The 26,803-nt window shown below is 32.7% G+C and carries 15 protein-coding genes; 14 read left to right on the forward strand and 1 reads right to left on the reverse strand.

The features are described from left to right. Nucleotides 1-152: 152 nt before the first annotated feature. The 3 genes from DUZ96_RS12415 to DUZ96_RS12425 are packed head-to-tail and all read left to right on the forward strand — an operon-like array spanning nt 153 to nt 3,971. Entirely contained in the window at nt 153-1,478 is a 1,326-nt protein-coding gene (locus DUZ96_RS12415) for a sugar porter family MFS transporter (protein ID WP_114302249.1), read from the forward strand. After that, the gene (locus DUZ96_RS12420; protein ID WP_114302250.1) at nt 1,468-3,084 is read left to right on the forward strand and encodes a glycoside hydrolase family 32 protein; all 1,617 of its coding nucleotides are present in this window, start codon (nt 1,468-1,470) and stop codon (nt 3,082-3,084) included. Before DUZ96_RS12415 ends, DUZ96_RS12420 begins: the two co-directional genes overlap by 11 nt. A gap of 5 nt (nt 3,085-3,089) precedes the next feature. Further along, complete coding sequence (locus DUZ96_RS12425) at nt 3,090-3,971, forward strand: carbohydrate kinase (RefSeq protein WP_114302251.1); 882 nt, start codon at nt 3,090-3,092, stop codon at nt 3,969-3,971. Between the two features lie 4 nt (nt 3,972-3,975). Here DUZ96_RS12425 and DUZ96_RS12430 read toward each other — a convergent pair whose 3' ends face one another. Then, nucleotides 3,976-4,995: a LacI family DNA-binding transcriptional regulator gene (locus DUZ96_RS12430; RefSeq protein WP_114302252.1), complete on the reverse strand. Its 1,020-nt coding sequence runs from the start codon at nt 4,993-4,995 to the stop codon at nt 3,976-3,978. Nucleotides 4,996-5,225: 230 nt separating this feature from the next. Here DUZ96_RS12430 and DUZ96_RS12435 point away from each other — a divergent pair, with 230 nt between their 5' ends. From DUZ96_RS12435 to DUZ96_RS12485, 11 genes are all read left to right on the forward strand, one after another. Beyond that, the gene (locus DUZ96_RS12435) at nt 5,226-8,213 is read left to right on the forward strand and encodes a SusC/RagA family TonB-linked outer membrane protein (protein WP_114302253.1); all 2,988 of its coding nucleotides are present in this window, start codon (nt 5,226-5,228) and stop codon (nt 8,211-8,213) included. Between the two features lie 21 nt (nt 8,214-8,234). Then, complete coding sequence (locus DUZ96_RS12440) at nt 8,235-9,836, forward strand: RagB/SusD family nutrient uptake outer membrane protein (protein ID WP_258774389.1); 1,602 nt, start codon at nt 8,235-8,237, stop codon at nt 9,834-9,836. Between the two features lie 79 nt (nt 9,837-9,915). Beyond that, nucleotides 9,916-13,182 (forward strand): VCBS repeat-containing protein, encoded by a 3,267-nt coding sequence (locus DUZ96_RS12445; RefSeq protein ID WP_114302255.1) that lies wholly within the window; start codon nt 9,916-9,918, stop codon nt 13,180-13,182. Nucleotides 13,183-13,193: 11 nt separating this feature from the next. Next, nucleotides 13,194-13,763, forward strand: a complete 570-nt coding sequence (locus DUZ96_RS12450) for a hypothetical protein (protein ID WP_114302256.1) — start codon at nt 13,194-13,196, stop codon at nt 13,761-13,763. Between the two features lie 2 nt (nt 13,764-13,765). Continuing rightward, nucleotides 13,766-17,050: a VCBS repeat-containing protein gene (locus tag DUZ96_RS12455; protein WP_114302257.1), complete on the forward strand. Its 3,285-nt coding sequence runs from the start codon at nt 13,766-13,768 to the stop codon at nt 17,048-17,050. Between the two features lies 1 nt (nt 17,051). Beyond that, nucleotides 17,052-20,300 (forward strand): VCBS repeat-containing protein, encoded by a 3,249-nt coding sequence (locus DUZ96_RS12460; protein ID WP_114302258.1) that lies wholly within the window; start codon nt 17,052-17,054, stop codon nt 20,298-20,300. Continuing rightward, nucleotides 20,293-21,630 carry a vanadium-dependent haloperoxidase gene (locus DUZ96_RS12465; protein WP_114302259.1) on the forward strand — a complete coding sequence of 446 codons (1,338 nt, stop codon included), beginning with the start codon at nt 20,293-20,295 and terminating at the stop codon, nt 21,628-21,630. The genes DUZ96_RS12460 and DUZ96_RS12465 overlap by 8 nt, the downstream gene beginning before the upstream one ends. 5 nt (nt 21,631-21,635) lie before the next feature. Then, entirely contained in the window at nt 21,636-22,268 is a 633-nt protein-coding gene (locus DUZ96_RS12470; RefSeq protein WP_114302260.1) for a hypothetical protein, read from the forward strand. Nucleotides 22,269-22,383: 115 nt separating this feature from the next. Further along, the gene (locus DUZ96_RS12475; protein WP_114302261.1) at nt 22,384-23,712 is read left to right on the forward strand and encodes an MFS transporter; all 1,329 of its coding nucleotides are present in this window, start codon (nt 22,384-22,386) and stop codon (nt 23,710-23,712) included. Between the two features lie 12 nt (nt 23,713-23,724). Then, on the forward strand, nt 23,725-24,957 hold the full coding sequence (locus DUZ96_RS12480; RefSeq protein ID WP_114302262.1) for a sugar MFS transporter: 1,233 nt from the start codon (nt 23,725-23,727) through the stop codon (nt 24,955-24,957). Next, nucleotides 24,947-26,800, forward strand: a complete 1,854-nt coding sequence (locus DUZ96_RS12485) for an alpha,alpha-trehalase (protein ID WP_114302263.1) — start codon at nt 24,947-24,949, stop codon at nt 26,798-26,800. The genes DUZ96_RS12480 and DUZ96_RS12485 overlap by 11 nt, the downstream gene beginning before the upstream one ends. Nucleotides 26,801-26,803 lie beyond the last annotated feature (3 nt).

Consider the following 26,803-nt stretch of genomic DNA (forward strand, 5'->3'; position numbering starts at 1 on the left):
AATAATTAAATATTTTTTTATGAACTATTAAAAATCCTTGAGCAATTTCTTCCGAAATCGATTTCGGGTCTGAAAATTGGTGTTTTTACAAAATTTGATTTATACCTCAATAAAGATTTATAATTTAATGCTTTGAAATAGAGTATTTATTTATGAATAAGCGAATTTTATTGTGGTCAGTAACCGCTGCTCTTGCTGGTTTTTTATTTGGATTTGATACCGTTGTAATTTCTGGAGCAGATAAAAAATTACAAGCCCTATGGGGATCATCTGATGCATTTCATGGTTCTGTTGTAATGGCAATGGCCTTGTGGGGAAGTGTGTTTGGGGCAATTTTTGGTGGTATACCAACAAACAGATTAGGGCGTAAAACCACACTAATTTGGATTGGTATGTTTTATTTAATTTCTGCATTAGGATCAGCCTTAGTAAATGATCCTTATAGTTTTGCCTTTTTTAGATTTTTAGGAGGAATAGGAGTGGGTGCGTCTACAATCGCGGCACCTGCTTATGTATCTGAAATTTCACCAGCAAAAAATAGAGGTAAGCTTGTTGCCTTATATCAATTCAATATTGTTTTTGGAATTTTAATTGCGTTTTTATCCAATTACTTATTAAGAAATGTTGGTGACAATGCATGGCGTTGGATGATTGGAGTCGAGGCCTTCCCAGCGTTAGTTTATACTTTGTTGATATTTATTGTGCCAAGAAGTCCGCGTTGGTTAATATCAAAGGGGAGAGAAAATGAAGCAAAACAGGTTTTGGAGTTGATTGATCCACAAGGTGACGCCAATGCCCTTATAGAATCTGTTAGACATGAATCTAGCAATCAGAAGACTAATGAAAATATATTCATGAAGAAGTATCGCTTTCCTCTACTACTTGCATTTTTAATTGCCATATTTAATCAGTTTTCTGGGATAAATGCTTTTCTTTACTATGCACCAAGAATTTTTGAAGAAGCTGGTCTTGGAGAAAGTACCGCTTTATTGAGTAGTATTGGTATAGGTGTAACCAATCTAATTTTTACTTTATTTGGTGTATTCCTAATAGATAGGCTCGGACGAAAAGTTTTAATGTATATAGGTTCTATTGGATACATTATTTCATTGAGTCTTGTTTCAATAGCTTTTTATCAAAATTGGGAAGGGTTAGCAGTCCCCATTTTTCTATTTTTATTTATAGCATCTCATGCGATTGGTCAAGGGGCAATCATTTGGGTATATATCTCTGAAATTTTTCCAAATCATTTACGTGCTAGTGGACAATCATTCGGAACTTCAACACATTGGATCTTGGCAGCAATAATACCTTCTTTAGTACCTGTTTTATTTTCTACTATAGGACCTGGTACTGTATTTCTGGTATTTGCTATGATGATGGTATTTCAGTTGTTGTTTGTGATTTTTATGATGCCAGAAACCAAGGGAATATCACTGGAAGAATTGAGTAAAAAACTTATTAGGGATGATAAATAAATTCAATATTAAAATAATCACTAGACTAGTTCTGGTAGCTACTTTAATGATATATCTCAATTGCAAGAATGATAAACAATCATATTCAGAAGAGATCGAGGTAGCAGAAAATTTTACTGAAGATGAATTAAAGTACAGACCTCTTTTTCACTTTACACCAAAGAATAACTGGATGAACGATCCAAACGGAATGTTCTATCTCAATGGTAAATATCATCTGTACTTTCAACATTATCCAGATGGCAATGTTTGGGGTCCAATGCATTGGGGACATGCAATAAGTGAGGATCTCATAAATTTTGAAGAGCAACCGATAGCACTTTATCCAGATGAAATAGGACTAATTTTTTCTGGTAGTGCTGTTGTAGATTATAATAACACTTCAGGATTTTCAAAAGATGGGAAAGTACCTGTTGTGGCAATCTATACATATCATAATATGGAAGGCGAGAAAAGGGGTGATATAGATTTTCAAACTCAAGGTATTGCCTATTCTTTGGATGAAGGAATGACTTGGACTAAATACAGTGAAAACCCTGTTATAAAAAATCCTGGTATTAAGGATTTTAGAGATCCAAAAGTATTTTGGGACAATCATAATTCAAAATGGATAATGTCTTTAGCCGCTGGAAATAAAATCATGATTTATAGTTCTGCTAATTTAAAAGAATGGAAGTTTGAATCTGAATTTGGAGAAGATAACGGAGATCATGGCGGTGTATGGGAATGTCCAGATCTTTTTCCGGTAAAAGTTAAAGATAGCGAGGAATATAAATGGGCATTACTTGTAAGTATTAATCCTTCTGGACCGAATGGAGGAAGTGCAACACAATATTTTATTGGAGATTTTGATGGTCATGAGTTTACAATTGATGACAGATTCTCAAAGCAACTCGATGAGAATAAAGCTGTTTGGTTAGATTATGGTCGTGACAATTATGCTGGAGTAACATGGTCTAATATTTCTGATACTGATGGAAGAAAGTTATTTATTGGTTGGATGTCTAATTGGGACTATGCTAGAGATGTGCCAACTTACAAATGGCGTAGTACTATGACTGTCCCAAGAGAATTAAACCTTATAAAAAAAAATAACGAATATATTCTAAAAAGTATACCTGTAAAGGAATTAAATGATTTTAAATCTAAGACTATTGAAAAGGATAGCATTGAACCAGAAGAATTATCAAAGGTCATTGAAACAGCAGAAATAGATTTCAATAAATTAAACTTAGAATTTAATTTTAAAAACTTAAAGGAAAACAAATATCAAATAATATTCAACAATGGAAATGGTGATTCGCTTATCATTGGATTAAATAATAATTCAAAGACAATTTATTTAGATAGAACAAAATCAGGTAAAGTTGATTTTTCTGAGAAATTTGCTCCAAACATTTCAAAAGTTAAATTGTCTGATATGATCAATGATGCTAAGTTTCAAATTTTATTGGATAAAACGTCAGTAGAGCTATTTGTTAATGATGGAGAAATTGTAATGACCGAATTATTTTTTCCAAATAATCCTTTGGATCAAATTTCTATAATCAGTGAAGATTCTTATTTTATTATAAAGAATATTGTAATCAGTGAATTAAATTTTTAGTTGTAGTGTCTAAAATCGTTTGTTTTGGCGAAGTGTTGTGGGACGTTTTTCCTGATGGGAAAAAAATTGGTGGTGCACCATTAAATGTTGCATTAAGGTTGAGTTCTTTAAATAATAATTCAACCATAATTAGTAATGTTGGTAACGATGATCTTGGAAGAGAGTTGATCAGAAATTTGAAGGACACCAATGTTAATATAGAAGGAATTCAAACAACTAATAATTATAAAACAAGTGAGGTCGTTGTTACTCTAGACAAAAGTGGTTCAGCAACATATACTATTGAACAGCCATGCGCATGGGATTTTATTGAACACACTAATAAGCTAAAAAAAATTACTGAAGAAGCAGAAGTATTTATTTACGGAAGCTTAGCGTCTCGTATGCAGACCACTTATTCCACACTTTTGAAATTAATTTCAGTTGCCAGCTTTAAAGTGTTTGACGTTAATTTAAGGAAGCCACATTATAATATGGAATGCATAATAGAATTAATGAAATATGCAGATCTCATAAAATTTAATGAAGAGGAATTAATTGAGATTTCTAAATATTACAACTTTAGTTCAAATTCAATAAAAAAACTATGTGCCCATATCTCCAAGCAAACTGACACAAAACATATTTGTGTGACATTAGGAGAAAAAGGTGCTATATATTATAAGGACGACAAAAGTTTTAGAAATTTTGGTTATAAAATTAAGGTTAAGGACACAGTTGGTGCAGGTGATTCCTTTTTAGCATCCTTTGTAGATGGTATTATAAATAAATTAAATGAACAAGATATTTTAAACAGGTCTTGTGCCATAGGTGCATTGGTTGCTTCTAAGAATGGTGCTAATCCTAAATTAAATCAGAACGAAATTGAAAATTTGATGGTTTCCTGAATTATTAAGTTGAATTGCGAATCACAAGTTCAGTGTCAATTGTAATAGTTCGCTCTTTAGATGGCTCTCCTTTTTGTTTACTATCAATTTCTTTAAACAATAATTCAATAGCCTTTTCTCCAGTTTTATATGCATTTTGTTCAACTGTCGATAGAGTAGGTGTTATAACAGAAGACATGAACCAATTACTGAATCCGAAAACTGCAATTTCATCAGGTATTTTAATGTTTTTCTCATTTAAATAGGTAATTGCACCTATTGCAGTTAAATCTGTAAAAGTATAAATAGCATCAACGTCAATTTGATCTTCCTCAATCAATTTTTTTGCATTTGCATAACCTTCTTCAAAATTTGCTTTAGGACTTAAGTAAACTAGAGATGAGTCAAATTGTATTCCATTATCCTCTAAGGCTTTTTTATATCCCAAAAAACGGTCAATAGAATTCTGTGGATTTAAATCACCTCTGAAATAGGCAATGCGTTTACATCCATTTTTAATTAAATATGTGACGACATCATACGATGCTTTATTATCATTAATAATAACCTTAGAGCATTTTAGGAGTTTGGTAATTTTATCAAAAAGCACTAATGGAATTCCAAAATCTAAGACTCTTTGTAAGTATTCAAAATTTATTGAGCCATTAGCCATTGAAATTAATATGCCATCCACTCCTTTATTTAATAAAAGATTAATTTGTTTTTCTTCGAGTTTGTGGTCTTCATTAGATTGCATAATGATAACCATGTACCCCTTTTTATTAGATTCTTTCAAAATAGCATCTAAGATGCTAGAAAAATAATAATGAACCATATTTGGCACAACTACCCCAATAGTTTTAGATTCTTTACTCCTTAAGCTTTGGGCAAAAGAATTGGGGCTGAAATTTAATGATTCTGCCAAGTCAACAACTTTTTGTTTTGTACTTAGACTAACGTCTGGATAATCTTTTAAGGCTTTAGAAACTGTAGATATTGAAATTCCAAGAGTCTGAGCAATTTCTTTCAAGGTAATTTTTTTCATTTATCTTTAAATAGATTTCTCATTATAATTAGTTCATGCTGCAAAGATTAATATAAATTATTTAACCATTTACGAAAACCTTTTCGTAGTTTTTTTTAACTTTTTATTAAGTTTTTTTTGTAGTTCTCTTAAAAAAAGGTGATTTTAGTTGTTTTAATAATAATTAATTAACATTATTTTGTTAATTTCATAACAGCACGAATAAATATACTAACTAAACTAAACTAAGTATGACACAAAATCTATTAAGGAAAATTTTATGTAGTTTTTTCTTTGTTTTAGGGGGCTTATTATACTCCCAAACAGTAACGGGTACAGTCTCAGATGCCTCAGGTACATTACCTGGAGTTAATGTTATTGTTAAAGGCACCTCCAATGGTGTTCAATCGGATCTTGATGGTACGTATTCCTTAGACAATGTTGCAACAGACGCTGTTCTTGTTTTCAGTTACCTGGGTTATAAAACTCAAGAGGTGGCTGTTGACGGACGCTCAACAATTGACGTAACTCTTGAAGAAGATATAGCTCAATTAGACGCAGTGGTTGTTGTTGGATATGGAAATCAAGTGAGAAAGGAAATTACCACAGCTGTAACAAGCGTTGGTGAAGAAGAATTTAATCAAGGTGTTATTAATAATGCATCACAACTTTTGCAAGGTAAGGTCGCAGGACTTTCCATTTACAACAAAGGCGGTAATCCAAATGATAATGGTGTAATTAGACTGAGAGGTTTATCTACAGTTGGTGGTAATACAGAACCGCTTGTTGTTATTGATGGTGTATTAGGGCAATCATTGAATAATGTTGATCCTAGTGATATTAAAAATATTACTGTTTTAAAAGATGGTTCTGCAGCAGCTATATATGGTTCTAGAGCTTCAAGTGGTGTAATACTTGTAACGACTAAATCAGGCAGAAGTAATCAACCGTTCAGTGTTGAGTATAATGGACAATATGGTGTTTCAAATGCTGTAAACCAGGTGGAAATTATGAACAGAAGTCAATTCTTGGCAACAGGAGGAACAGATTTAGGTGCTGATACTGACTGGATTGATGAAGTAACACGTTCTGCATTCTCTCAAGTCCATAATATTGCCGCTACTGGCGGATCAGAAAACTCTAACTACAGGGTTGCAGTTAATTACAGAGATACTGAAGGTATTTTACTTAATTCTGGTTTCGAGCAATTGAATATTAGAGGAAACTTTACAGGTACTTTATTTGATGATAAACTTAGAATTAACTTTAATTCTGCATTTACACAAAGAGAAAGTGATTTTGGATTTAACGAAGCGTTACGTTATGCAATTGTGTATAATCCAACTGCTCCGGTATTAGGATCTGATGCTCCATTCCCTTTTAACTCTGAACAGTTTGGAGGGTACTTTGAAACACTTGGTTTATTCGATAGTTTTAATCCGGTTTCTATTGCTGAGCAAAACAGAAATGAAGGAACACAAACTACAATCAATTATAATGCTGACTTTAGGTATTCATTCAGCGATGATTTAACTGCTACTTTAAATTTGGGTAATCAAATTACTAAAACCAATAATAATCAATATTACCCAACAACCTCTTTCTTTAGAGGAGGTGCAGTAAGTCCATTTAGAAAGGGGCGAGCTGATTTCTATACGAGTGAAGCTCAAACAAGAACGCTCGAATTATTTGGAACCTACAATAAATCATTTGGTGATTTCTTTAGAATGAAATTAGATGGAGGTTATTCTTGGCAAGAGAGTGATTTCAATGAATATTATTTACAAGTAGGAGATTTCCCTCCGGGTGTAGATTTTGACTTTAGCAATGCAATTGAGGTTTCTCAGGATTTAAATGAAGCTGGTAGAGTAATTGCTAATAGTGGAAGAAATGATGACGACAGAATCATTGCATTTTTCTTAAGAGGTAATTTCACTTTTGATGATGCTATTTATTTGAGTGCTTCCTTAAGAAGAGAAGGATCAAGCCGTTTTGGTGCAGATAATCAGTGGGGTACTTTCCCATCAGTTGCAGTAGGTGCTGATTTAAATAATTACCTTAAATGGGACAACATTTCTTTATTGAAGGCACGTTTAGGATACGGTGTAACAGGAGCAATTCCTCCAGGTGTTGGATTGTCACAAACTACATACAATGTAATTAATGGTGCTGGTGGATTTGGATCTTCTTCTACTGGAATTGGAACAAGATTAGCTAATCCAGATTTAAAATGGGAAGAAAAGAGAGAGCTTAACTTCGGTATTGAATTAGTAATGGATAGGTTATCGGCAACACTAGATATTTATGATAGAGACATTGTTGACTTTATATCTAATGTTGCAATTGATGCTGCTGCAAACAGTGGTTTTACATCACAATTTCAAAATGCAGGTGAATTGAATACCAAAGGTGTTGAGCTGGCTGTAAACTACGACATTTTAAGAAATGATAAAGTCAATTATAACATGGGCTTAGTACTTTCAACTTATGAAACTGTATTAGAAAAGAATGCAGGTGGTGATAGAACAATTGCTAACCTTGGAGCTCCAGGTCAAAACGATACTAACGTAATTTTGGTAAGAGAAGGTGAAGAAGTCGGTCAAATATGGGGGCCTGTATTCACGGGTGATGTGGATGCTAATGGTTCTCCTATACTTGCTGATATAAATGGAGACGGTGTATTACTAACAGATCAAGGTTCAGCATTAGCTGAGGACGGTGATTTTAAAAAGCTTGGACAGGGATTCCCAGAATTTGAACTTGGATGGTCACATAGAGTTCAATTCGGAAATTGGGATGTGAATGCATTTTTTAGAGGTGCATTTGGTCACAGTTTAGTTAATACCTTTAGAGCATTTTATGAGCCTAGAATTGGTTCTCAATCATCTTATAATTATGTGAATACAGAGTTAGCAAGAGACGATATTAGAACTGCACAATTCAGTTCTTATTATGTTGAGAAAGCTGATTTCTTTAGATTAGACAATTTAACTGTTGGATACAATTTTGATATTAAAGATTCTTTTATCAAAAGCGCACGTGTATCTTTAACAGCTCAGAATTTATTTACCATAACCGATTATACTGGTGCTGATCCAGAACCATCTTTCCAAGATAGAGGTTCAGTAGCAAATGGAGATGGATTAGGTGGAGCAAACGTATTAGCTCCTGGTGTAGACAGACGTTATAATTATTTTAATTCTAGTACCTTTACACTAGGACTTAATGTTAAATTTTAATAAAAATTGAAAATGAAAAAAATGAAAAAAACCTTATTATTTCTAAGTGTAATATCTATGATGTTTTACACTTGTACAGATCTAGAAGAAACATTAGAGGATGAGTTAACAACTGAATTTTCTGATGATGGTGTGCCAGATGTTTCTGGTGAAACTGCTGGCGGGGTGTTTCCTTCAAGTGCACTTGCAGCAGCTTATGGGCGATTAAGAAATGGCTCTGCTGGTCATGGTAGTTATTATTCTGTTCAAACTGTTTCATCTGATGAAATGTGTATTGGTCAGAAAGGTGGTGACTGGTTTGATGGTGGTATATGGTTAGATATGCACAGACATACAGTCAATTCATCTAATGGACCTTTAAATGGAACCTGGGTTGATGCTTATGGTGGGATTGCAGAAGCTAACATTGCTTTAGAGTCTGCTTTATCTCCTGGTGAGGCAGCTCAAGCTAAAACAATAAGAGCATTCTTTTATTGGAGATTATTAGATTTATATGGAAGAGTTAAAATTATAACTTCTTCTACTGGGGATGCACCTCAAGCTTCAAGAACAGAAGTTTTTAATTTCGTTGAAGGAGAATTGTTAGATGCTTTGGGTATTACTGAAGTAACTGCGGGCATGGATTTATCAGGTAGCGACTTAGGTACTGGATCTGAGCCATACATCGTAAATCAATTTGCGGCATTAGGTTTACTAGCAAAGCTATACCTAAATGCAGAAGTTTATACTGGAACTGCAAAATACCAAGAGGCAGCTGATGCAGCTAGTTATATTATAGATAATGGTCCTTATCAGTTGTGTGATTCAGGATGTTTTGTTCCGAATTTAGCAAAACGACCAAATGTGGAGGATGATCCTGCTGAAGATGTTGGTTATGCAGCAGTTTTTGCACCAAATAATCAGTTCAACCCAGAAATGATTTGGTCTATCTATTATGATCAAGCAAATGCAGGTGGAATGAATTTTTCACAAATGAACTTACATTATAGTTCTCAGCAAACTTTTGCTCTAGATGCGCAGCCTTGGAATGGTTATCAAGTTTTAGAAGAATTTTACAATAGCTATGACAATGGTGACTTAAGAAAGGATGCTAACTTTTTAGCAGGTCCTCAGACTGATTTTGATGGGTCAGCATTACTTGATTATGCTGCAGATGATCCAAGTATTGTAGTAGACTATACACCAGCAATCAACGAGTTAGAACCAAACGCAGAAAGACAAAGTGGTGTAAGAGCTAAAAAGTTTCATTTCCAATTATTTGGTAGACCAGATATGAACAATGATTATCCAATCGTACGTTTAGGTGATGTGTACTTAATGAGGGGCGAAGCTATGGCTAGAGCAGCAGGAAATTGGAATATGGCATTAACTGATGTGAATACTATTAGAGCTAGAGCGGGACTTTCTGCATTAACAACTATTGATGCTGATGGATTCTTTGATGAAAGAGGTAAAGAGATGTTCCAAGAGTCTAGTAGAAGAACGGATAGAATAAGATTTGGAAAATGGGGTGAATCTTGGTGGCAAAAAACTAATAGTGATGCTTACAGAACAGTATTCCCTATTCCACAAGAACAAATTAATGCTAGTGGTGGTTCATTAACTCAAAACCCAGGTTATTAATTTAATTTTTAAGTATTTTATTTGAGTAAAAAGGGGTACTTTTAAGTACCCTTTTTTTATGCATTATTTTTACACTTAAATGAAAAACTTGTTTATTCTCTTATTTGTTGCAGTTATTTCGTATTCATGCAACTCCGATAAAGAGGAATCCCCTAATTTATTTCAATTAAAGGACAGTGCCACAACAGGGATAACATTTAATAATGCACTAGAATATACAGAATCATTAAACCCATATACTTATAGAAATTTTTTTAATGGTGGCGGTGTTGCGTTAGGTGATATCAATAACGATGGATTATTAGATATTTACTTCACAGGTAATCTAGTAGATAATCAATTATATTTAAATAAAGGCAACTGGCAATTTGAAGATATAACTTCTAAAGCAGGAGTTTCTAGTGAAGGTGTTTGGTCATCTGGTGTATCATTTATAGATATTAATAATGATGGTTTGCTTGATATTTATGTTTGTAAAGCTGGCCCACCAAGTGATAATTCAAATAGACACAATGAGTTATTTATTAATAATGGTGATTTAACCTTTACAGAAAAATCAAAAGATTATGGTCTTGATATAGTTGGTCTAAGTGTACAGGCAAATTTTTTTGATTATGATAAGGATGGTGATTTAGATGTTTATTTATTAAATAATTCGATAAAGGCCGTTGGTAATTTTGATTTTGTAAAAGATCAAAGAAATACACCAACCGAATCAGGTAACAAGTTATTGAGAAATGACAATAATAATTTTGTTGATGTTACTGAAGAATCTAATATATATTCTAGTGCTATTGGTTTCGGCTTGGGTATAACCATAAGCGATTATAATAATGATACTTGGCCAGATATATTTATTTCTAATGACTTTTTTGAACGTGACTATCTCTACATAAATAATCAAGATGGTACATTTAAAGAAGATTTGACTCAACAGTTTGGTTCTATTTCTATGGGTTCAATGGGAGCTGATGCGGCAGACTTAAATAATGACTCATATACCGATATTATGGTAACAGAAATGTTACCAAGAACTATTGAACGACAACGCACAAAAACTTTGTTTGAATCTTGGAATAAGTATGATATGGCTAAAAATAAAGGCTACCATCAACAATTTTCAAGAAATGCGCTTCATAGAAATATGGGAAACAATAGTTTTTTTGAGATTAGCAGGTTGTCAAATGTTGCAGCTTCAGAATGGAGTTGGGCCTCATTATTATTCGATGCTGATAATGATGGGTTAAAGGATATTTTTATCAGTAACGGTATCTATAAGGATCTTTTAGATAGAGACTATTTAATCTATATGGCTAATGAAGATAAGATTAGGGATATGATTAAGACTGATGGTGAGATTATGAATAAATTGGTGGATTTGATGCCATCTCAAGCAGTTCCAAATGCATCATTTAAAAATGAAGGTGAGTTTCAGTTTGTAGAGATGACGTCGCAATGGGGGTTTGACACTCCTAGTTTCAGTAATGGTAGTGCATATGGTGATATAGATAATGATGGAGATCTAGATTTGGTTGTCAATAATGTAAATATGCCGGCCTTTACATATGAAAATACAATAGATACTTCTTCTAACAAAAGTATTACTATAGGATTAAAAGGAGCGGATAAAAATACATTTGCCATTGGTGCAAAAGTGGAAATCTATTATGGGGGTAATAAATACGGTAGTTTAGAAAATTTTCCTTCACGAGGATTCCAGAGTTCAATCTCATACCAATTACAATTTGGAACAAGTACTTATGATACAATTGATAGCCTTATTATTACTTGGCCAAATGGATTTAGAAGTAAAAAATTAAATCTTAAAACAAATGATTCTTATTTATATGACCAGAATGAAGAGACTTCATTTGTAAAAACTAGTGGCATAGTTGATTATAAAAATTCAATTCGTTCAATTGAAAGTCTTTTCCAATTTAAACATAGGGAAAACAATGCAGTTGATTTTAATAAAGAACAATTATTACCAGAAATGTGTAATAATGAAGGGCCTAAAATCGCTAGTGCAGATATCAATAAGGATAATATCACAGACTTTTACATCGGTGGTGCAAAGGGGCAAGTTGGGACATTATATTTGTCACGTGATAATGGTAGTTATGATCAAATCATAAAACCTTTTCAGCTTAATATAAATTCTGAAGATACTGACGCCGTATTTTTTGATAGTGATAATGATGGCGATCTAGACTTATATGTTACAAGTGGTGGAAAATCGTTTTCTAAATTTGATTATGCACTTAACGATAGGTTATATATAAATGATGGGAATGGTCATTTGAAAATAAACTTAGAATCCTTAAAATTTCCTGGATCAATTAGTACCTCTACAGTTTCAGTTTCTGATTATGATGGTGACGGTGATAATGATTTGTTTATTGGCGAACGATTTAAGGTAAATATTTATGGAACTCCAACATCTGGATATATATTAGAAAATAAGGGTAATAATGATTTTGAAGTCCAACAACTAGAAGGTCTCAAGGATATTGGTTTGATTACAGATTCGCATTGGGCAGATATCAACAGTGATGGTGTCAAAGATTTAATCATTTCAGGAGAGTGGATGCCAATTTCAATTTTCATCAATAATAATGGCCAGTTGGTCAATGAGACTGAAGCCTATGGACTATCAGATACTTCAGGACTTTGGAAAACCATAGAGGTTAAGGATATAGATAATGACGGTAAAGTAGATATTATAGCAGGTAATAAAGGAGAAAATTCATTCTATAAACCAGGTATGAGAATGTATTTGTCAGATTTTGATAATAATGGTACAATTGAGCAAATAATTTGTCAAAAACGAGATGATGATTACTACCCCATAGTAGATAGAGACGAGTTAGTTGCACAGTTAGCAGGTCTTAAGCAAAAGCTATTGTATTACAAAGATTATTCAGATGCAACTATTAAATCTATTTTTTCAAAAGATCAGTTAAAAAAGGCAATAATTTTAGATGTTAAAATGCTAAATACAGCAATTTTTTTAAATAAAAATAAGACATTTGTAAGCCAAAAGTTACCTAATGAAATTCAATACTCTAATGTGTCAGCCATTGAGACAATAGATGTTGATAAAGATGGAGTTTTAGATATATTATTTGGTGGAAATCAATTCTTAATTAAACCTCAGTTTGGTATAGATGATGCTTCAAAAGGTTGGTTGCTCTATGGAAACTCAAGCAACAATTTTAATAAGGTGATTTCTCTAAAAATTGATGGTCAGATTAGAGACTTTCATGTTGAAAATTTAAAGGATGAAATCATGTTGATTGCATCGATAAATAATGATAGTTTACAATTTTATAAAGTAAAAAATTAAAATTTTAATAAATGAGGTTAAGAGTTTGTAAGTCAGCATTACTTTTTTCAATTATTTTTTTAGTAGCATGTCAATCAGAATATGCTTCACTCGTTGAAGATGAACTGGCAAGCGGTGTTCGAAATGATTCAATATTCTACAGTTTTGAGTTTGGTCAGACTAAGACAGAGTTTTATAATGTTTGTTGGGAATATAATAGAAAGAAAATATTCACTCATGGTCCAAGCAATAATTATGTGCAGGCTATATTGCACCCAAAGGATACTGCTGATGTAAAAGGGAAAATAAGAATGTTATTTTATGCGAAATTCAATAAAGAAGAGGAGATTATTGCCATGGATGTTAAGTTCTCACATGTTGCTTGGGCACCTTGGAATAAAGATTTACAAGCTGATCAATTGTTACCCAAAGTAAAAGATACCTTGTTAAAGTGGTATCCTGGAAATGATTTTATTAAGGTTAAAGATATTTTAGTTAAGGTAGATGGCAACAGACAAATTAGACTAAAACAAGAATCTGATCAAGATGTCTCAGTAGTTATTGAAGATATGGAGTATAGATATAATAAATTAAGAAAGTAATAATGAACAAGTATACTCATTTCATTTTTGTTTTACTGTTGGCTTTTTCTTGTAAGGATATGAATGAAGAAATTATAGCTAATGTGGATTCACCACAATTTAAATTACTAAGTACCGAAACCACAGGAATTAATTTCATTAACGATTTGGTATCTACAGATGATTTTAATGTCTATAAATACCGAAATTTTTATAATGGTGGAGGTGTTGCCCTAGGTGATATAAATAACGATGGGTTGCAAGACATTTATTTAACATCTAATCTAAAGGAAAATAAACTTTATTTAAATAAAGGGGGATTTAAATTTGAAGACATCTCTGAAAAAGCAAATGTTGCAGGGACAAAAGCATGGTCTACTGGTGTTTCAATGGTAGATATTAATGCCGACGGATATTTGGATATATATGTTTGTAATTCAGGTGATGTTAAGGGAGATAATAAACAAAACGAGTTTTTTATAAATAATGGTGATCTTACATTTACAGAAAGAGCAAGTGACCTAGGATTAGATGATAAGGGATTTTCAACACATGCTTCATTTTTTGATTATGACAATGATGGCGATTTGGATGTCTATCTATTAAATAATTCATATCAGGCAATTGGTAGTTTTAATCTTACTAAAAACGAACGCCCAAAACGAGATGTACTAGGTGGTGACAAATTATTTGAAAACAAAGATGGTCTTTTTATAGATGTAAGTGAAAAAGCTGGTATATATGGCAGTGTTATTGGATTTGGTTTAGGAGTTACAGTAGGTGATATGAATAATGATGGTTGGCAGGATATTTATGTGTCTAATGACTTTTTCGAAAGGGATTATTTATATATCAATAACCAAGACGGAACCTTTAAAGAATGTCTAACGTCATCCATTAATTCAATAAGTGGTGCTTCCATGGGAGCAGATGCCGCAGATATTAATAATGATGGTTACAATGATATTTTTATTACAGAAATGTTACCAAGTGAATATGATCGGTTAAAAACCGTAACTACTTTTGAAGATTGGAATAAATACCAATACAACGTAAAAAATGATTACTACCATCAGTTTACGCGTAATATGTTACAATTAAACAATAGTGATTTAACGTTTACAGAAGTTGGTAGATTCAGTGGAGTAGAGGCATCAGATTGGAGCTGGGGAGCGTTATTTTTTGACATGGATAATGATGGTTTAAAGGACTTATTTATAGCAAATGGAATTTATCAAGACTTAACTAATCAGGACTATTTAAAATATATTTCTAATCAAGAAGTAATAGAGTCAATCATAAAAGATAATCAGGTTAATTATAAAAAGTTAATTGATATTATCCCTTCAAACAAGGTTAAGAATCATTCTTATATCAACACTGGTGACTTAAAATTCAAGAGAACTGAAAATGGACTTGATACTGAAGGATTTTCAAATGGTTCTGCCTATGGTGATTTGGATAATGATGGAGATTTAGATGTAGTGGTTAATAATGTAAATATGCCACTCTTTGTCTATGATAATCAATTAAATGATTCAGATAGCCATTATTTAAAAGTGATCTTAAAAGGTGAAGGGCTAAATAGGGATGCTATTGGTGCTAAGTTGAAATTGAAAAGCACTACAAATACATATTATTTAGAGCAACAACCGGTTAGAGGGTTTCAGTCTTCCATGGATAAACGACCTAATTTTGGATTTAAGGAGACGGAGAATTTAACTCTTGCTGTTTCCTGGCCATCGGGCAAAATTACTGAGTTACCTATTACCGAAGTGGATACTACTATAATATTAGATGAAAAAGATGCTCTGGAAAACCGAGAAAATTCTGAAGAAGAGCCTGAAGGATTATTCATTAAGGATTTAGAAACCATAAATTATAAGCATAAAGAAAATAATTACGTAGACTTCAACATAGAGCGCTTGATGCCATTTATGAGGAGTACAGAAGGACCAAAAATGACATTTGGAGATGTTAATGGAGATGGCAATGAAGATCTGTTTATTGGTGGATCGAAAGGCAATTCTGGTAAATTATTTATTAATAAGAATAATCGCTTTTTAGAAGGCAATAATTCTGTTTTTAATACTAATAAAGCCTCTGAGGATGGAGAAAGTATATTCTTTGATGCTGATGCTGATGGTGACCTAGACCTTTATGTATGTAGTGGTAGTATAGAATTTTCAAAATTCAGCTCAAATTATTTAGACAAACTTTATATAAATGATGGAAAAGGAAACTTTACTGTTTCAGAACAAATATTACCTACTCAGAATGGGTATCACAGTAGCAGCACAGTTACAGTTGCAGATATAGATGGTGATAAGGATTTAGATTTATTTGTAGGAGAACGTTCAATCCCAAAAAATTACGGAGATCCGGCTTCAGGTTATTTATTGATAAATGATGGTACTGGTAACTTTGTAGAAAAATCTGCTGAATTAGCATCAGAATTCTTGACCTTAGGTATGATTACTGATGCTCAATTTATGGATATTGATAATGACAATCTACAAGACTTGGTTGTTGTTGGTGAATTTATGGGAGTGAGGGTTTTCAAAAATACTAATGGCACATATAAAGAAATTGAAAACAATAAATTATCAAATTTAAAAGGCTGGTACAATACCGTTGAAAAGGCCGATTTGGATGGCGATGGCGATGAAGATTTAATAGTCGGTAACCATGGTCTTAATAGCAGGTTTAGAGCTTCTTCCAGTAATCCTATTAAATTATATGCAAATGATTTTGATGGTAACAGCTATGTAGACCCTATTCTTACGTTTACTGCTGAGAATGGAAGGCAATATCCATATGCATTAAGACATAATTTAGTTGATCAATTAAAATATTTAAGTAAAAAATATCCAGATTACGAATCTTTTAAGGATGCAGATATCTATGATATTTTTACCGAATCACAGTTGAACACTAGTACTATTATTGAAGTAAATAATTTAAAAACAATACTATTGATTAATGAAGGTGATTTTAAATTTGAAATTAAAGACTTACCTAAGGAGATTCAGTTTACGCCAATTTACGCAATAGCAACCTCAGATTTTGACAAAGATGGTGATTTAGATATACTATTGGGCGGAAATCTTAATGGAGTAATGCCTGAGTTTGGAAGGTATGATGCCTCTTATGGAAACTACTTAGAGAACTTAGGTAATAATAATTTCAAGAACCATAAAACAGGCAAGGGCATAAAGATAAATGGCGAAATTAGGGATATTGAAATTCTTGGAGATAAAATCTTTGTCACTAAGAATAATGATACTCTAGAAGTATATAAGTATTAATATGAAAAAGAAAATAGGTTTAATATTTCTATTAATTTTTGCTTGTGCAGATGAAGGTGTAGATGGCAATGTTAAAGATACTAATGCTAAAGCTCCCTTTAACAACATCCCTTTCGAAGTTTCTGGTCTTATATTTTCTAATGATTTAAAAGATACAGGAGATTTAAATATAATTGAGTTTCTTTATTATTATAATGGTGGTGGTGTTGCTATAGGTGATATTAATAACGACGGTTTAGACGATATATATTTAACCGCAAATCAAAAACCAGATAAACTTTATCTCAATTTAGGTAGTCTTAAGTTCAAGGATATATCAGAAGAAGCTGGTATAAGCCAAAATAGCTCATGGTCTACAGGAGTAACTATGAGTGATGTAAATAATGATGGTCTTTTGGATATTTACGTGTGTAAAGTTGGAAAATACAAAACACTTAATTCATCAAATGAGTTATATATAAATAAGGGAAATAATAAATTTGAGGAACAAGGAGAAAAATATGGATTGAATTTTTCTGGATTTTCTACTCAAGCATCTTTTTTTGACTATGATAATGATGGTGATATGGATATGTATTTGATGAATCATTCCATTCACACTGTTTATTCTTATGCAAATTCTAATACAAGAACAACTAAGGATGAGCTTTCAGGGGATCGGTTTTTCGAAAACATCATTGTTAATGGCAAGTCAAAGTTTGTTGATGTTACTGAAGAAGCAAACATTTATAGTAGTGCTTTAGGATATGGATTGGCATTGGCGACATCAGATGTCAATAATGATGGTTTCATGGATATTTATGTAGGTAATGATTTTCATGAGAATGATTACCTCTATATTAATAATGGAGATAAAACCTTCAAGGAATCTAGCACAGAATATTTCAACCATACGACAAGGTTTACCATGGGTGTTGATATTGCCGATATTAATAATAACGGTAAGTTAGACATTTACAGCTTAGATATGATGCCTTATGATTCTGAGATATTTTTAAAATCTGGAGGAGAAGATTCAGATAAAATCAACCAGATAAAAAACTCATTTGGCTTTCAACAACAATATGCGAGAAACCACTTGCAATTAAATCAAGGAGATTATTTTGTAGATGCAGCATTAATAACAGAAACACATGCTACTGACTGGAGTTGGTCACCGTTGTTACTAGATTATAATAATGATGGGTTGAATGACATTTTTGTTACAAATGGTATTTATAAAAGACCCAATGATTTAGACTATATTAAATATTTGAGTACTGTAGATTTCGCAAATTATAACGAAACGAAGCAGGATAGTTTGGAGTTAAAACTCATTGATTTAATGCCAACTCAAAATTTACCTAATAAACTATTTACCAATAAGGGTAATCTTTCTTTTGAATCTGTACTTGTTGATTCAAAGAATAAAGGAACTTACTCAAATGGTGCAGCATATTCAGACTTGGATAATGATGGTGATTTAGACATAGTAGTCAATAATATCAATGAAAATGTTACACTTCTAGAAAATACTAGTGAGAATAACTATATTAAGGTTAAACTTCGTAAAGGTGAAAATGAAATTAATACCAACGGTTCCAAGGTATATGTCTATGCAGGAAATGAGGTTTATTTTAAAGAGCAGATTTCAGTAAAAGGATATCTGTCTAGCTCAACAAATGACGTTCATTTTGGTTTAGGACAAAAAGAACAAGTCGATTCTGTAAAAGTAGTTTGGTTAGATGGAACTAAAAGTTTAAATACCTCTATTGAAATTAATACCCGAGTAACTATTGAGAAAGAAAACACAAAGGATAATGATTATAATTCCCTGTCTAAAACTAACTATGAGGAATTTGCCTTTAGGCATTTTGAGAATGTATTCTTAGACTACGAACAGGACGCACTTGCGCCTGAAAATTTATCAAAGGAAGGGCCTTCTGCTGTACATGCAGACTTTAATGGAGACGAACTTGAAGATTTATTTATTGGTGGTGGGCGAAATCAAAAGCCAGCATTGTTTTTTATGAATAAAGATGGGAGTTTTGAAAAAAGCATTACCGATGTATTTAATTTAGATTCAAAATATGAAGATACGGATGCCATTTCATTAGATATTGATAGCGATGGTGATCTTGATATCTATGCTTTAAGTGGAGGAAATGACTACCCAAGTGGCCATCCTTTACTAGAAGACAGGGTTTATATAAATGATGGTAAGGGTAATTTCTCTAAGCTAGAATCTAGAATGATACGAACCAATGGGAGTTCAGTATCTAGCTATGATTTTGATAATGATGGATTGTTAGACTTATTTATAGGTAATAGGTCTGTACCAGGGGCTTATGGGTTAGCGCCGCAGAGTTATATATTAAAAAACAAAGGAAATAATATTTTTGAAATTTATGCTAAAGCACGCTTCGGAATGATAACTGATTCCAAATGGGCAGACTTAAATAATGATGGTTTAGTAGAGCTAGTTCTTGCAGGAGATTGGATGCCAATAACAATCATGTCATTTACAGATGATGGTAAATTTATTGATAAGACTAGAGATTTTGGAATGGGTGAGACAAATGGTATGTGGAATTCCATAGAAATTATGGATCTCAATAATGATGGAAATCTAGACATCATAGGTGGTAATGTTGGGCTTAATTTTAAGTGGAAGGCCTCAAAAGAAAGGCCAGTAATAATGTACTTAGATGACTTCGATGAAAATGAAAAATTAGATCAACTTATATTTTATGATTTCTTTGGTACATATGTACCCTTTGCCTCTAAAGATAAATTGGTAGAGCAAATGCCTTATCTAAGAAAAAAATACACAGACTATAATTCATTCGTAAACGTTTCGGGCATAGGCGATCTAACAGAAAAGGCTGAAGATGAAATTATAAACATCAAGTACATTTATGAATTAAGATCAATGTTATATTTAAATGATGGATTTACTTTTTCGCCCCTTCCTTTACCAAAACAAGCACAATTAAGTACTTTAGAAGATATGATAATTGATAATGGTAATCTTATATTTACAGGTAATCATAAAAGCTATGTAACAGAGTTAGGTGAATCCTCTTCAAATTCAGGAGGGATACTTAACTTTAGCGATATCGATAATATTACTTATGAAAGCCTCAAATTGCCTAAAGCTATAAGAGGTAGAAGAATTATTAAACTAAAAGAAAACCAATATTTAATTATTTCAAATAATGGTAGGTCGTATAAGACAAAACAACAAAAAGAAGGATTGAGAAATGAATAGATTTAAGCATTATATATACATTTTGAGTATTGTATTTGCGATAACAAGTTGCAGTAAACCAGTGGAACCGATCGAAATATCACCAGAGGTTTTTCATGCATCGGTAGACAAAGTGATGGAAATACAAATCCATGATATATTTTCACCACCAGTAGCCAGTAGAGTATTTGTTTATCCAAATATTGCGGCTTACGAAATTTTGGCTCAGAAAACTCAAGAAATGGAATCTTTAGAAGGCAAGATAAAGGAACTTTCAGCAATTCCGTTACCAGACAGTTCAATGAATATTAATCTAGAATTAGCGGCAATAATTGCGCATATGGAATTGAGTAAATCACTTATTTTTTCTGAAGAGAAAATGGAGGTATTACAGGACAGTCTTTATGCGGATTGGAAGGAAAAAAATGAACCTGAATTCAACTCAGCAAAAACCTACGCTTTTGAAGTAATAAATCATATTAAACAGTGGATGGATAATGATAATTATAATCAAACTAGAACGATGCCGAAGTTCACGGTTGATACAGACGATCCATCTAGATGGCAACCAACTCCACCTTCATATATGGATGGTATTGAGCCACACTGGAATAAAATCAGAACCTTTGTATTAGATTCTGCAGCTCAGTTTAAACCAAATAAACATCCTGAATTTTCTTTAGAAGAAGGTTCTAAATTTCATGAAGAACTCATGGATGTTTATGATGTCAGTATGGAGATAACAAAAAAAGGGGATGACTCAGAAGAAATTAAAATTGCACAGTTTTGGGATTGTAATCCTTTTGTGTCTGTTACACGCGGACATTTTATGTTCGCAACCAAGAAAATATCGCCAGGCGCGCATTGGATTGGTATAGTTAAGATAGCCTCGAGAAACACTAATTCAAATGCAGCACAAACTGTAAATGCTTATGCTAAGACTTCAATAGCTATCGCAGATGCATTTATAAGTTGTTGGGATGAAAAATACAGAAGCAATCTTATAAGACCAGAAACACTTATAAATCAGCATTTAGATCCGGATTGGTTGCCAATTTTACAAACACCACCATTCCCAGAATATACGAGTGGACACTCCGTTGTTTCTGGAGCAGCATCTACGGCACTTACAGCCATTTTTGGAGATAATTTTGCTTTTGATGATGATACAGAAGTGCCATACGGACTTCCAGTACGCTCTTTTAAATCTTTTAATCTAGCAGCTGAAGAGGCAGCGGTTAGTAGGTTATATGGCGGTATTCACTATAGAGCGGCAATAGATGAAGGATTAATTCAAGGAAGAAATATTGGCAATTTTGTAGTTAACAATCTTAAAATGAACTTTGAATAAATAGTATGATAGGTGATAAGCTTGCATATCATTCCGGTTTTAAACAAACTAATAATAAAATAATTGATACACTAAGATCACAGCTTTTATCGGGTCAACGCATTTGTATTGCCATTGGTGGGGAATCTGGCAGTGGTAAAACGTCTTTGGCATACGCTCTATTACTTGACATCGAAAACAGCTTGGGATTAAAAGGTTATCTTTTTCATGGTGATGACTATTTTTTTTTACCACCAAAAGATAATCATAATCAAAGGCTTAAGGATATCGCCAATGTTGGATCATCTGAAGTTGATTTAAAGCTTTTAGACAAACATTTAAGTTCATTTTTAAGCAATAAGGGTCATATTAATAAACCCTTAGTGCATTACGAAAATAATTCTATTGGATGTGAAACAATAGACTCTAGCCGTTTTGATTTTTGTATTGTTGAGGGCACCTATACTATGCTCCTTAAAAATACTACTTATAAAGTTTTTATTGAAAACTCATTCATAGACACAAAATCCAATAGAGTAAAACGTGCAAGAGATATTATGAATGATTTCAATGAAAAGGTTCTAGAAATAGAACATAATATTATCAATGAGCAAAGCAAATATGCTAATATGCTCGTTAAAAATGAAGTTTTCAAGTAGTTAATTTCTTTTGTATTATCTATTTGGAACAATTATTTGAAAGTTTTATTCAGCTATCAAATACACTTCTTTTGTAGATAATGTTTTAATTAAGAAACTAACTAATAAAAACAATATGAAACTAACCAAACCAAGATTGTCTTTTTGGCAAATCTTTAATATGAATGTTGGATTTCTCGGCATTCAGTATAGTTTTGGACTCCAACAAACAGCAATAAATCCAATTTTTTTATATCTCGGTGCACCTGAAGATATGTTGCCAATTTTAAATATAGCTGGTCCAGTAACAGGATTAATTGTGCAGCCAATAATAGGTGCAATGTCAGATAAAACGTGGTCGCCACGTTGGGGAAGACGTAAACCTTATTTTCTTATTGGAGCACTTATAGGCAGTCTTTGTTTATTTGCATTCCCAAATAGTCCAGTGCTATGGTTTGCTGTAGGATTATTATGGCTATTGGATGTAGGTAATAATATGGCAATGGAACCATATCGTGCTTTTGTTGGAGATAAATTACCAGAGAAGCAATTAAGTCTTGGGTATCAAATGCAAAGTTTATTTGTGGGTGCTGGTATTCTCTTAGCTAATGGATCAATTATATTATTCCAAAAGTGGTTTGGTGGAGATTTAGAAGTTGCAGGTAAAATACCGCAATGGTTGTATTATTCATTTTATATAGGTGGGATTCTGTCCATAACTACAATTCTATGGTCCGTACTAAAAACACCAGAAATTCCGCCAACAGAAAAAGAACTTGCGGACATAAATCATAGTAAAAGTCTTGGTTTTGCGCATAGAGTAAAAGAACCATTTACTGAAATTATTGATGCCATTAAGGACATGCCAAAATTCATGTGGAAGATAGCAGGTGTATATCTTTTTCAATGGTATGCGCTATTTATTTATTGGCAATTCATAACACCATTATTTAGACAAACTTTAAACTATTCTACATCTGAGGCTGCAGCGCAAGCGGCAAAAATGAATACAACATATAACGTAGTTACAATGTTGGTTGCATTAGCATTGGTTCCTTTAACAATGAAGTTTGGTGGTAAAAAAGTATATGCATTAAGTTTGGTGGGAACGGCAATAGCTTTATTCTCAATTCCTAATATCCAAGATCCAAATATGGTATTGATTCCAATGGTCTTATTTGGTATAGGTTGGGCAGCAATGATGGGAATACCTTATACTATGGTCTCAAAGGTTGTCTCTCAAGAGAGACGTGGGGTTTATATGGGAATTTTAAACATGATGATAGTAATTCCTATGGGAATACAAACCTTATCATTTGGGCCAATCTACAAGTATCTTTTAGGCGGTGTAGCAACAAATGCTATTATATTTGCCGGAGTTTTCTTTGTTATAGCAGCTGTACTGGCTTTGCGACTTAACGAACCTAATACCTCTGTTGATGAAGTAGATATTGAAGAAAATTAAAGGATTTGAGTTATGAAGAATTTTAGCATTAAACTATCAATATACCTCAATTACTTTGTATTTGCCATTTTACTTAATAGTGTTGGAATTGTAATTTCTAAATCTATAAATGTTTATGGAGTAGTTGAATCGGATGCATCACTATTAGAAGCATTTAAAGATTTACCAATTGCATTTGTCTCATTTTTAGTGGCATCATTTTTACCAAGATTTGGCTATAAACGTGCAATGCTTGTTGCATTGGTAATAGTTTTTTTTGGTTGTTTAGGTATGTATTACGGAAACACCTTCGATACTGCTAAAGTTTTGTTTCTAACCGTTGGTGTCAGTTTTGCACTAATAAAATTATCTGTGTATAGCCTTATTGGTGTTGTAACAGATACTCCAAAGGAACATTCTTCATTAATGAGTTCTGTAGAAGGATTCTTTATGGTTGGTATAGCTAGTGCTTACTTTTTATTCCCAGCTTTTTATAGTGATACTGATCCTGATGCATGGCTACAGGTTTATCCGGTATTATGCGTAATAATAGCACTTTCATTTGTGTTACTGCTTTTTTCTAAGATTAATATACCAATAGAAACTTCTGGTAAACGTGTGATAGATGATATAAAAAGTTCAGCGGGTTTGTTGGTGATGCCCTTAGTATTAGTTTTTATTTTTTCTGCCTTCTTTTTTGTGATGATAGAACAAGGAATAATGACATGGCTTCCGAGATTTAATGAAAAAATATTTTCTTTTTCTGAGGTATTAAGTGTACAGATGGCATCCATCCTTGCCATTTCTTTAGCACTAGGGAGATTCATTGCAGGCTGGGTTTCTAAATCAATTGCCTGGGAAAAAATAGTTATAGTATGTTCTATAATTTCGGTAGTAATATTATTAAGTGTTTTACCACAGCTCAAGATAGAGGGTAATGCGGTAGTTTTAAATGGGTTAGGTGATGTACCATTATTAGGATTGATTTTACCCTTAATTGGTCTTTTTATTGCGCCAATTTATCCTTTGTTAAATTCAACAGTATTAAGTCATTTACCAAAACGACTTCACTCTCCAATGTCAGGGCTTATTATAATTTTTTCTGCCTTAGGTGGCACTTTAGGGTCTAGAATAGTAGGTACATTGTTTGAACATATTGGAGGTGTAAATGCCTTTTATTTCTTAATTATACCAATCGCCTTATTGGTTGTTTCAGTTTTAATAATTAAACGTCTTATTAAAAAACAAGACAATCATGATAGTTGATATTGATGATATATTATCAAAACTTCTAGAACAAGAAGATACTGATGGTGATAAAAAAATCACCATTGAAGACAATGGACCAAAGCAATTTGAATTGTTGTCAAATGGCGGTGAAAAATTAATAATCAAGGGGACTTATCAGCTTTCTAATTTGTTACAAGAACTTGTAATTCAAAAACAACAAGGTAAATCTGAGGCTGTTATAAATCGAGAATTTATTGATGAATTACCCACCAAAAGAATTTCTCGTATGATACGAGATTTTTATTGGAAAGGCTTAACTAGACGAATGGATAAATCTGGGATTGAAGGGCTTATTTCAGATTCAAAAAATGAAAGCCTAACTGCTGAAATCCTTCCAGTATATGTACCAAATGGTGATAGTTTAGCTTTTGATTATTACAATACTCTAGAAAAGGAATTGCCAATAAAAGCAGTAAAGCTTCCAACTGAAATTACAGCAGAATATGTGAAATCTATAAATAATCAACCTGGAATTTTAAGCCTAAAACTTGAGGTTGAAAATAATGAGGTAAAAGGTGTTCCATTTGTTGTTCCTGGTGGCAGGTTTAATGAAATGTATGGATGGGATAGCTATTTTGAAACTGTTGGTCTGTTATGTGATGGTAAAGTAGATTTAGCAAAAGCTATGGCAGATAATTTTCAGTATCAAATTGAGAACTATGGCAAAATATTAAATGCAAATAGAAGTTATTACCTAACTAGAACACAACCTCCATTTTACAGTAGTTTAATTTCCGAAATCTTTGAAGTAACTAAAGATAAATGCTGGCTTGCGAGTCATTTAAAAACAGCAATTCAAGAATATGAGACCGTTTGGATGGTTCAGGGAAAAAGACTCACTCCAAATGGACTAAATCGATATAGAGCTGAAGGAATTGGTATGCCACCAGAATGTGAGGAAGGACATTTTGATATGGAATTGAAAAAGTATGCAGAAAAAGAGGGAATTTCTATAAGAGAATTCGCAAAAATGTACCAAAATGGAGAAATTATCAATGAAGAATTAGATCGTTATTTTGTTCACGATAGAAGTTTACGAGAATCTGGTCATGATACGTCTTGGAGATTAGATGATGTCTGTGCAGATTTGAATACAGTTGATTTAAATAGTCTATTGTACAAATACGAATCTGACTTTGCACATTTAGTAGAAAATTATTTTGATGGTGAGTTTGAAGGATATCACAGTACATATTGGATTCAAGTAATGCATAAAAGAGATGAACGAATGCAAGAATTAATGTGGAATAAAGAGCATGCTCAGTATTTTGACTATAATTTTAAAACAAAAAGTCAGACTCAATTTGAAAGTGCTTCAAATTATTTCCCGCTTTGGGCTGGTTTGGTAGATTCAAGAGAAGCCGATAAACTAGTAAAAACTTTAATAACGCAATTAAAGGAGAAAGGTGGGATTGTAGGTACATCTAGAAACATGGATACCAATCTACCTAAAGATGTTATTCAACGACAATGGGATTATCCAAACGGCTGGGCACCACATCAAATGCTAATTTGGGGAGGATTAAAAAACTATGGCTTTGAAAATGAATTAAAAGAACTAGTCTATCGTTGGTTGTTTATGATTACAAAGAATGCTGTGGATTATAATGGTACCATTCCAGAAAAATATGACGTTGTAGAAGCCACGCATAAAGTATTTGCAGAATATGGTAATGTTGGGACAGATTTTGAATATATAACCCAAGAGGGATTTGGTTGGATGAATGCTTCATATCAATACGGACTTAAATTATTGGATGAGACATTGGTTAACGAATTGAACCAACTCACAGAACCGGACAGCCTTTTTAAATTTTAAGAT

Origin of the sequence: Winogradskyella sp. KYW1333, assembly GCF_003335675.1 — a bacterium.
Classification (GTDB): domain Bacteria; phylum Bacteroidota; class Bacteroidia; order Flavobacteriales; family Flavobacteriaceae; genus Winogradskyella.

Coding starts and splice junctions, on each gene's coding strand:
- DUZ96_RS12460 (WP_114302258.1), top strand. CDS start 17,052: ATGAAAAAGAAAATAGGTTTAATATTTCTATTAATTTTTGCTTGTGCA.
- DUZ96_RS12485 (WP_114302263.1), top strand. CDS start 24,947: ATGATAGTTGATATTGATGATATATTATCAAAACTTCTAGAACAAGAA.
- DUZ96_RS12420 (WP_114302250.1), top strand. CDS start 1,468: ATGATAAATAAATTCAATATTAAAATAATCACTAGACTAGTTCTGGTA.
- DUZ96_RS12445 (WP_114302255.1), top strand. CDS start 9,916: ATGAAAAACTTGTTTATTCTCTTATTTGTTGCAGTTATTTCGTATTCA.
- DUZ96_RS12455 (WP_114302257.1), top strand. CDS start 13,766: ATGAACAAGTATACTCATTTCATTTTTGTTTTACTGTTGGCTTTTTCT.
- DUZ96_RS12450 (WP_114302256.1), top strand. CDS start 13,194: ATGAGGTTAAGAGTTTGTAAGTCAGCATTACTTTTTTCAATTATTTTT.
- DUZ96_RS12440 (WP_258774389.1), top strand. CDS start 8,235: ATGAAAAAAACCTTATTATTTCTAAGTGTAATATCTATGATGTTTTAC.
- DUZ96_RS12430 (WP_114302252.1), bottom strand. CDS start 4,995: ATGAAAAAAATTACCTTGAAAGAAATTGCTCAGACTCTTGGAATTTCA.
- DUZ96_RS12465 (WP_114302259.1), top strand. CDS start 20,293: ATGAATAGATTTAAGCATTATATATACATTTTGAGTATTGTATTTGCG.
- DUZ96_RS12475 (WP_114302261.1), top strand. CDS start 22,384: ATGAAACTAACCAAACCAAGATTGTCTTTTTGGCAAATCTTTAATATG.
- DUZ96_RS12415 (WP_114302249.1), top strand. CDS start 153: ATGAATAAGCGAATTTTATTGTGGTCAGTAACCGCTGCTCTTGCTGGT.
- DUZ96_RS12470 (WP_114302260.1), top strand. CDS start 21,636: ATGATAGGTGATAAGCTTGCATATCATTCCGGTTTTAAACAAACTAAT.
- DUZ96_RS12435 (WP_114302253.1), top strand. CDS start 5,226: ATGACACAAAATCTATTAAGGAAAATTTTATGTAGTTTTTTCTTTGTT.
- DUZ96_RS12480 (WP_114302262.1), top strand. CDS start 23,725: ATGAAGAATTTTAGCATTAAACTATCAATATACCTCAATTACTTTGTA.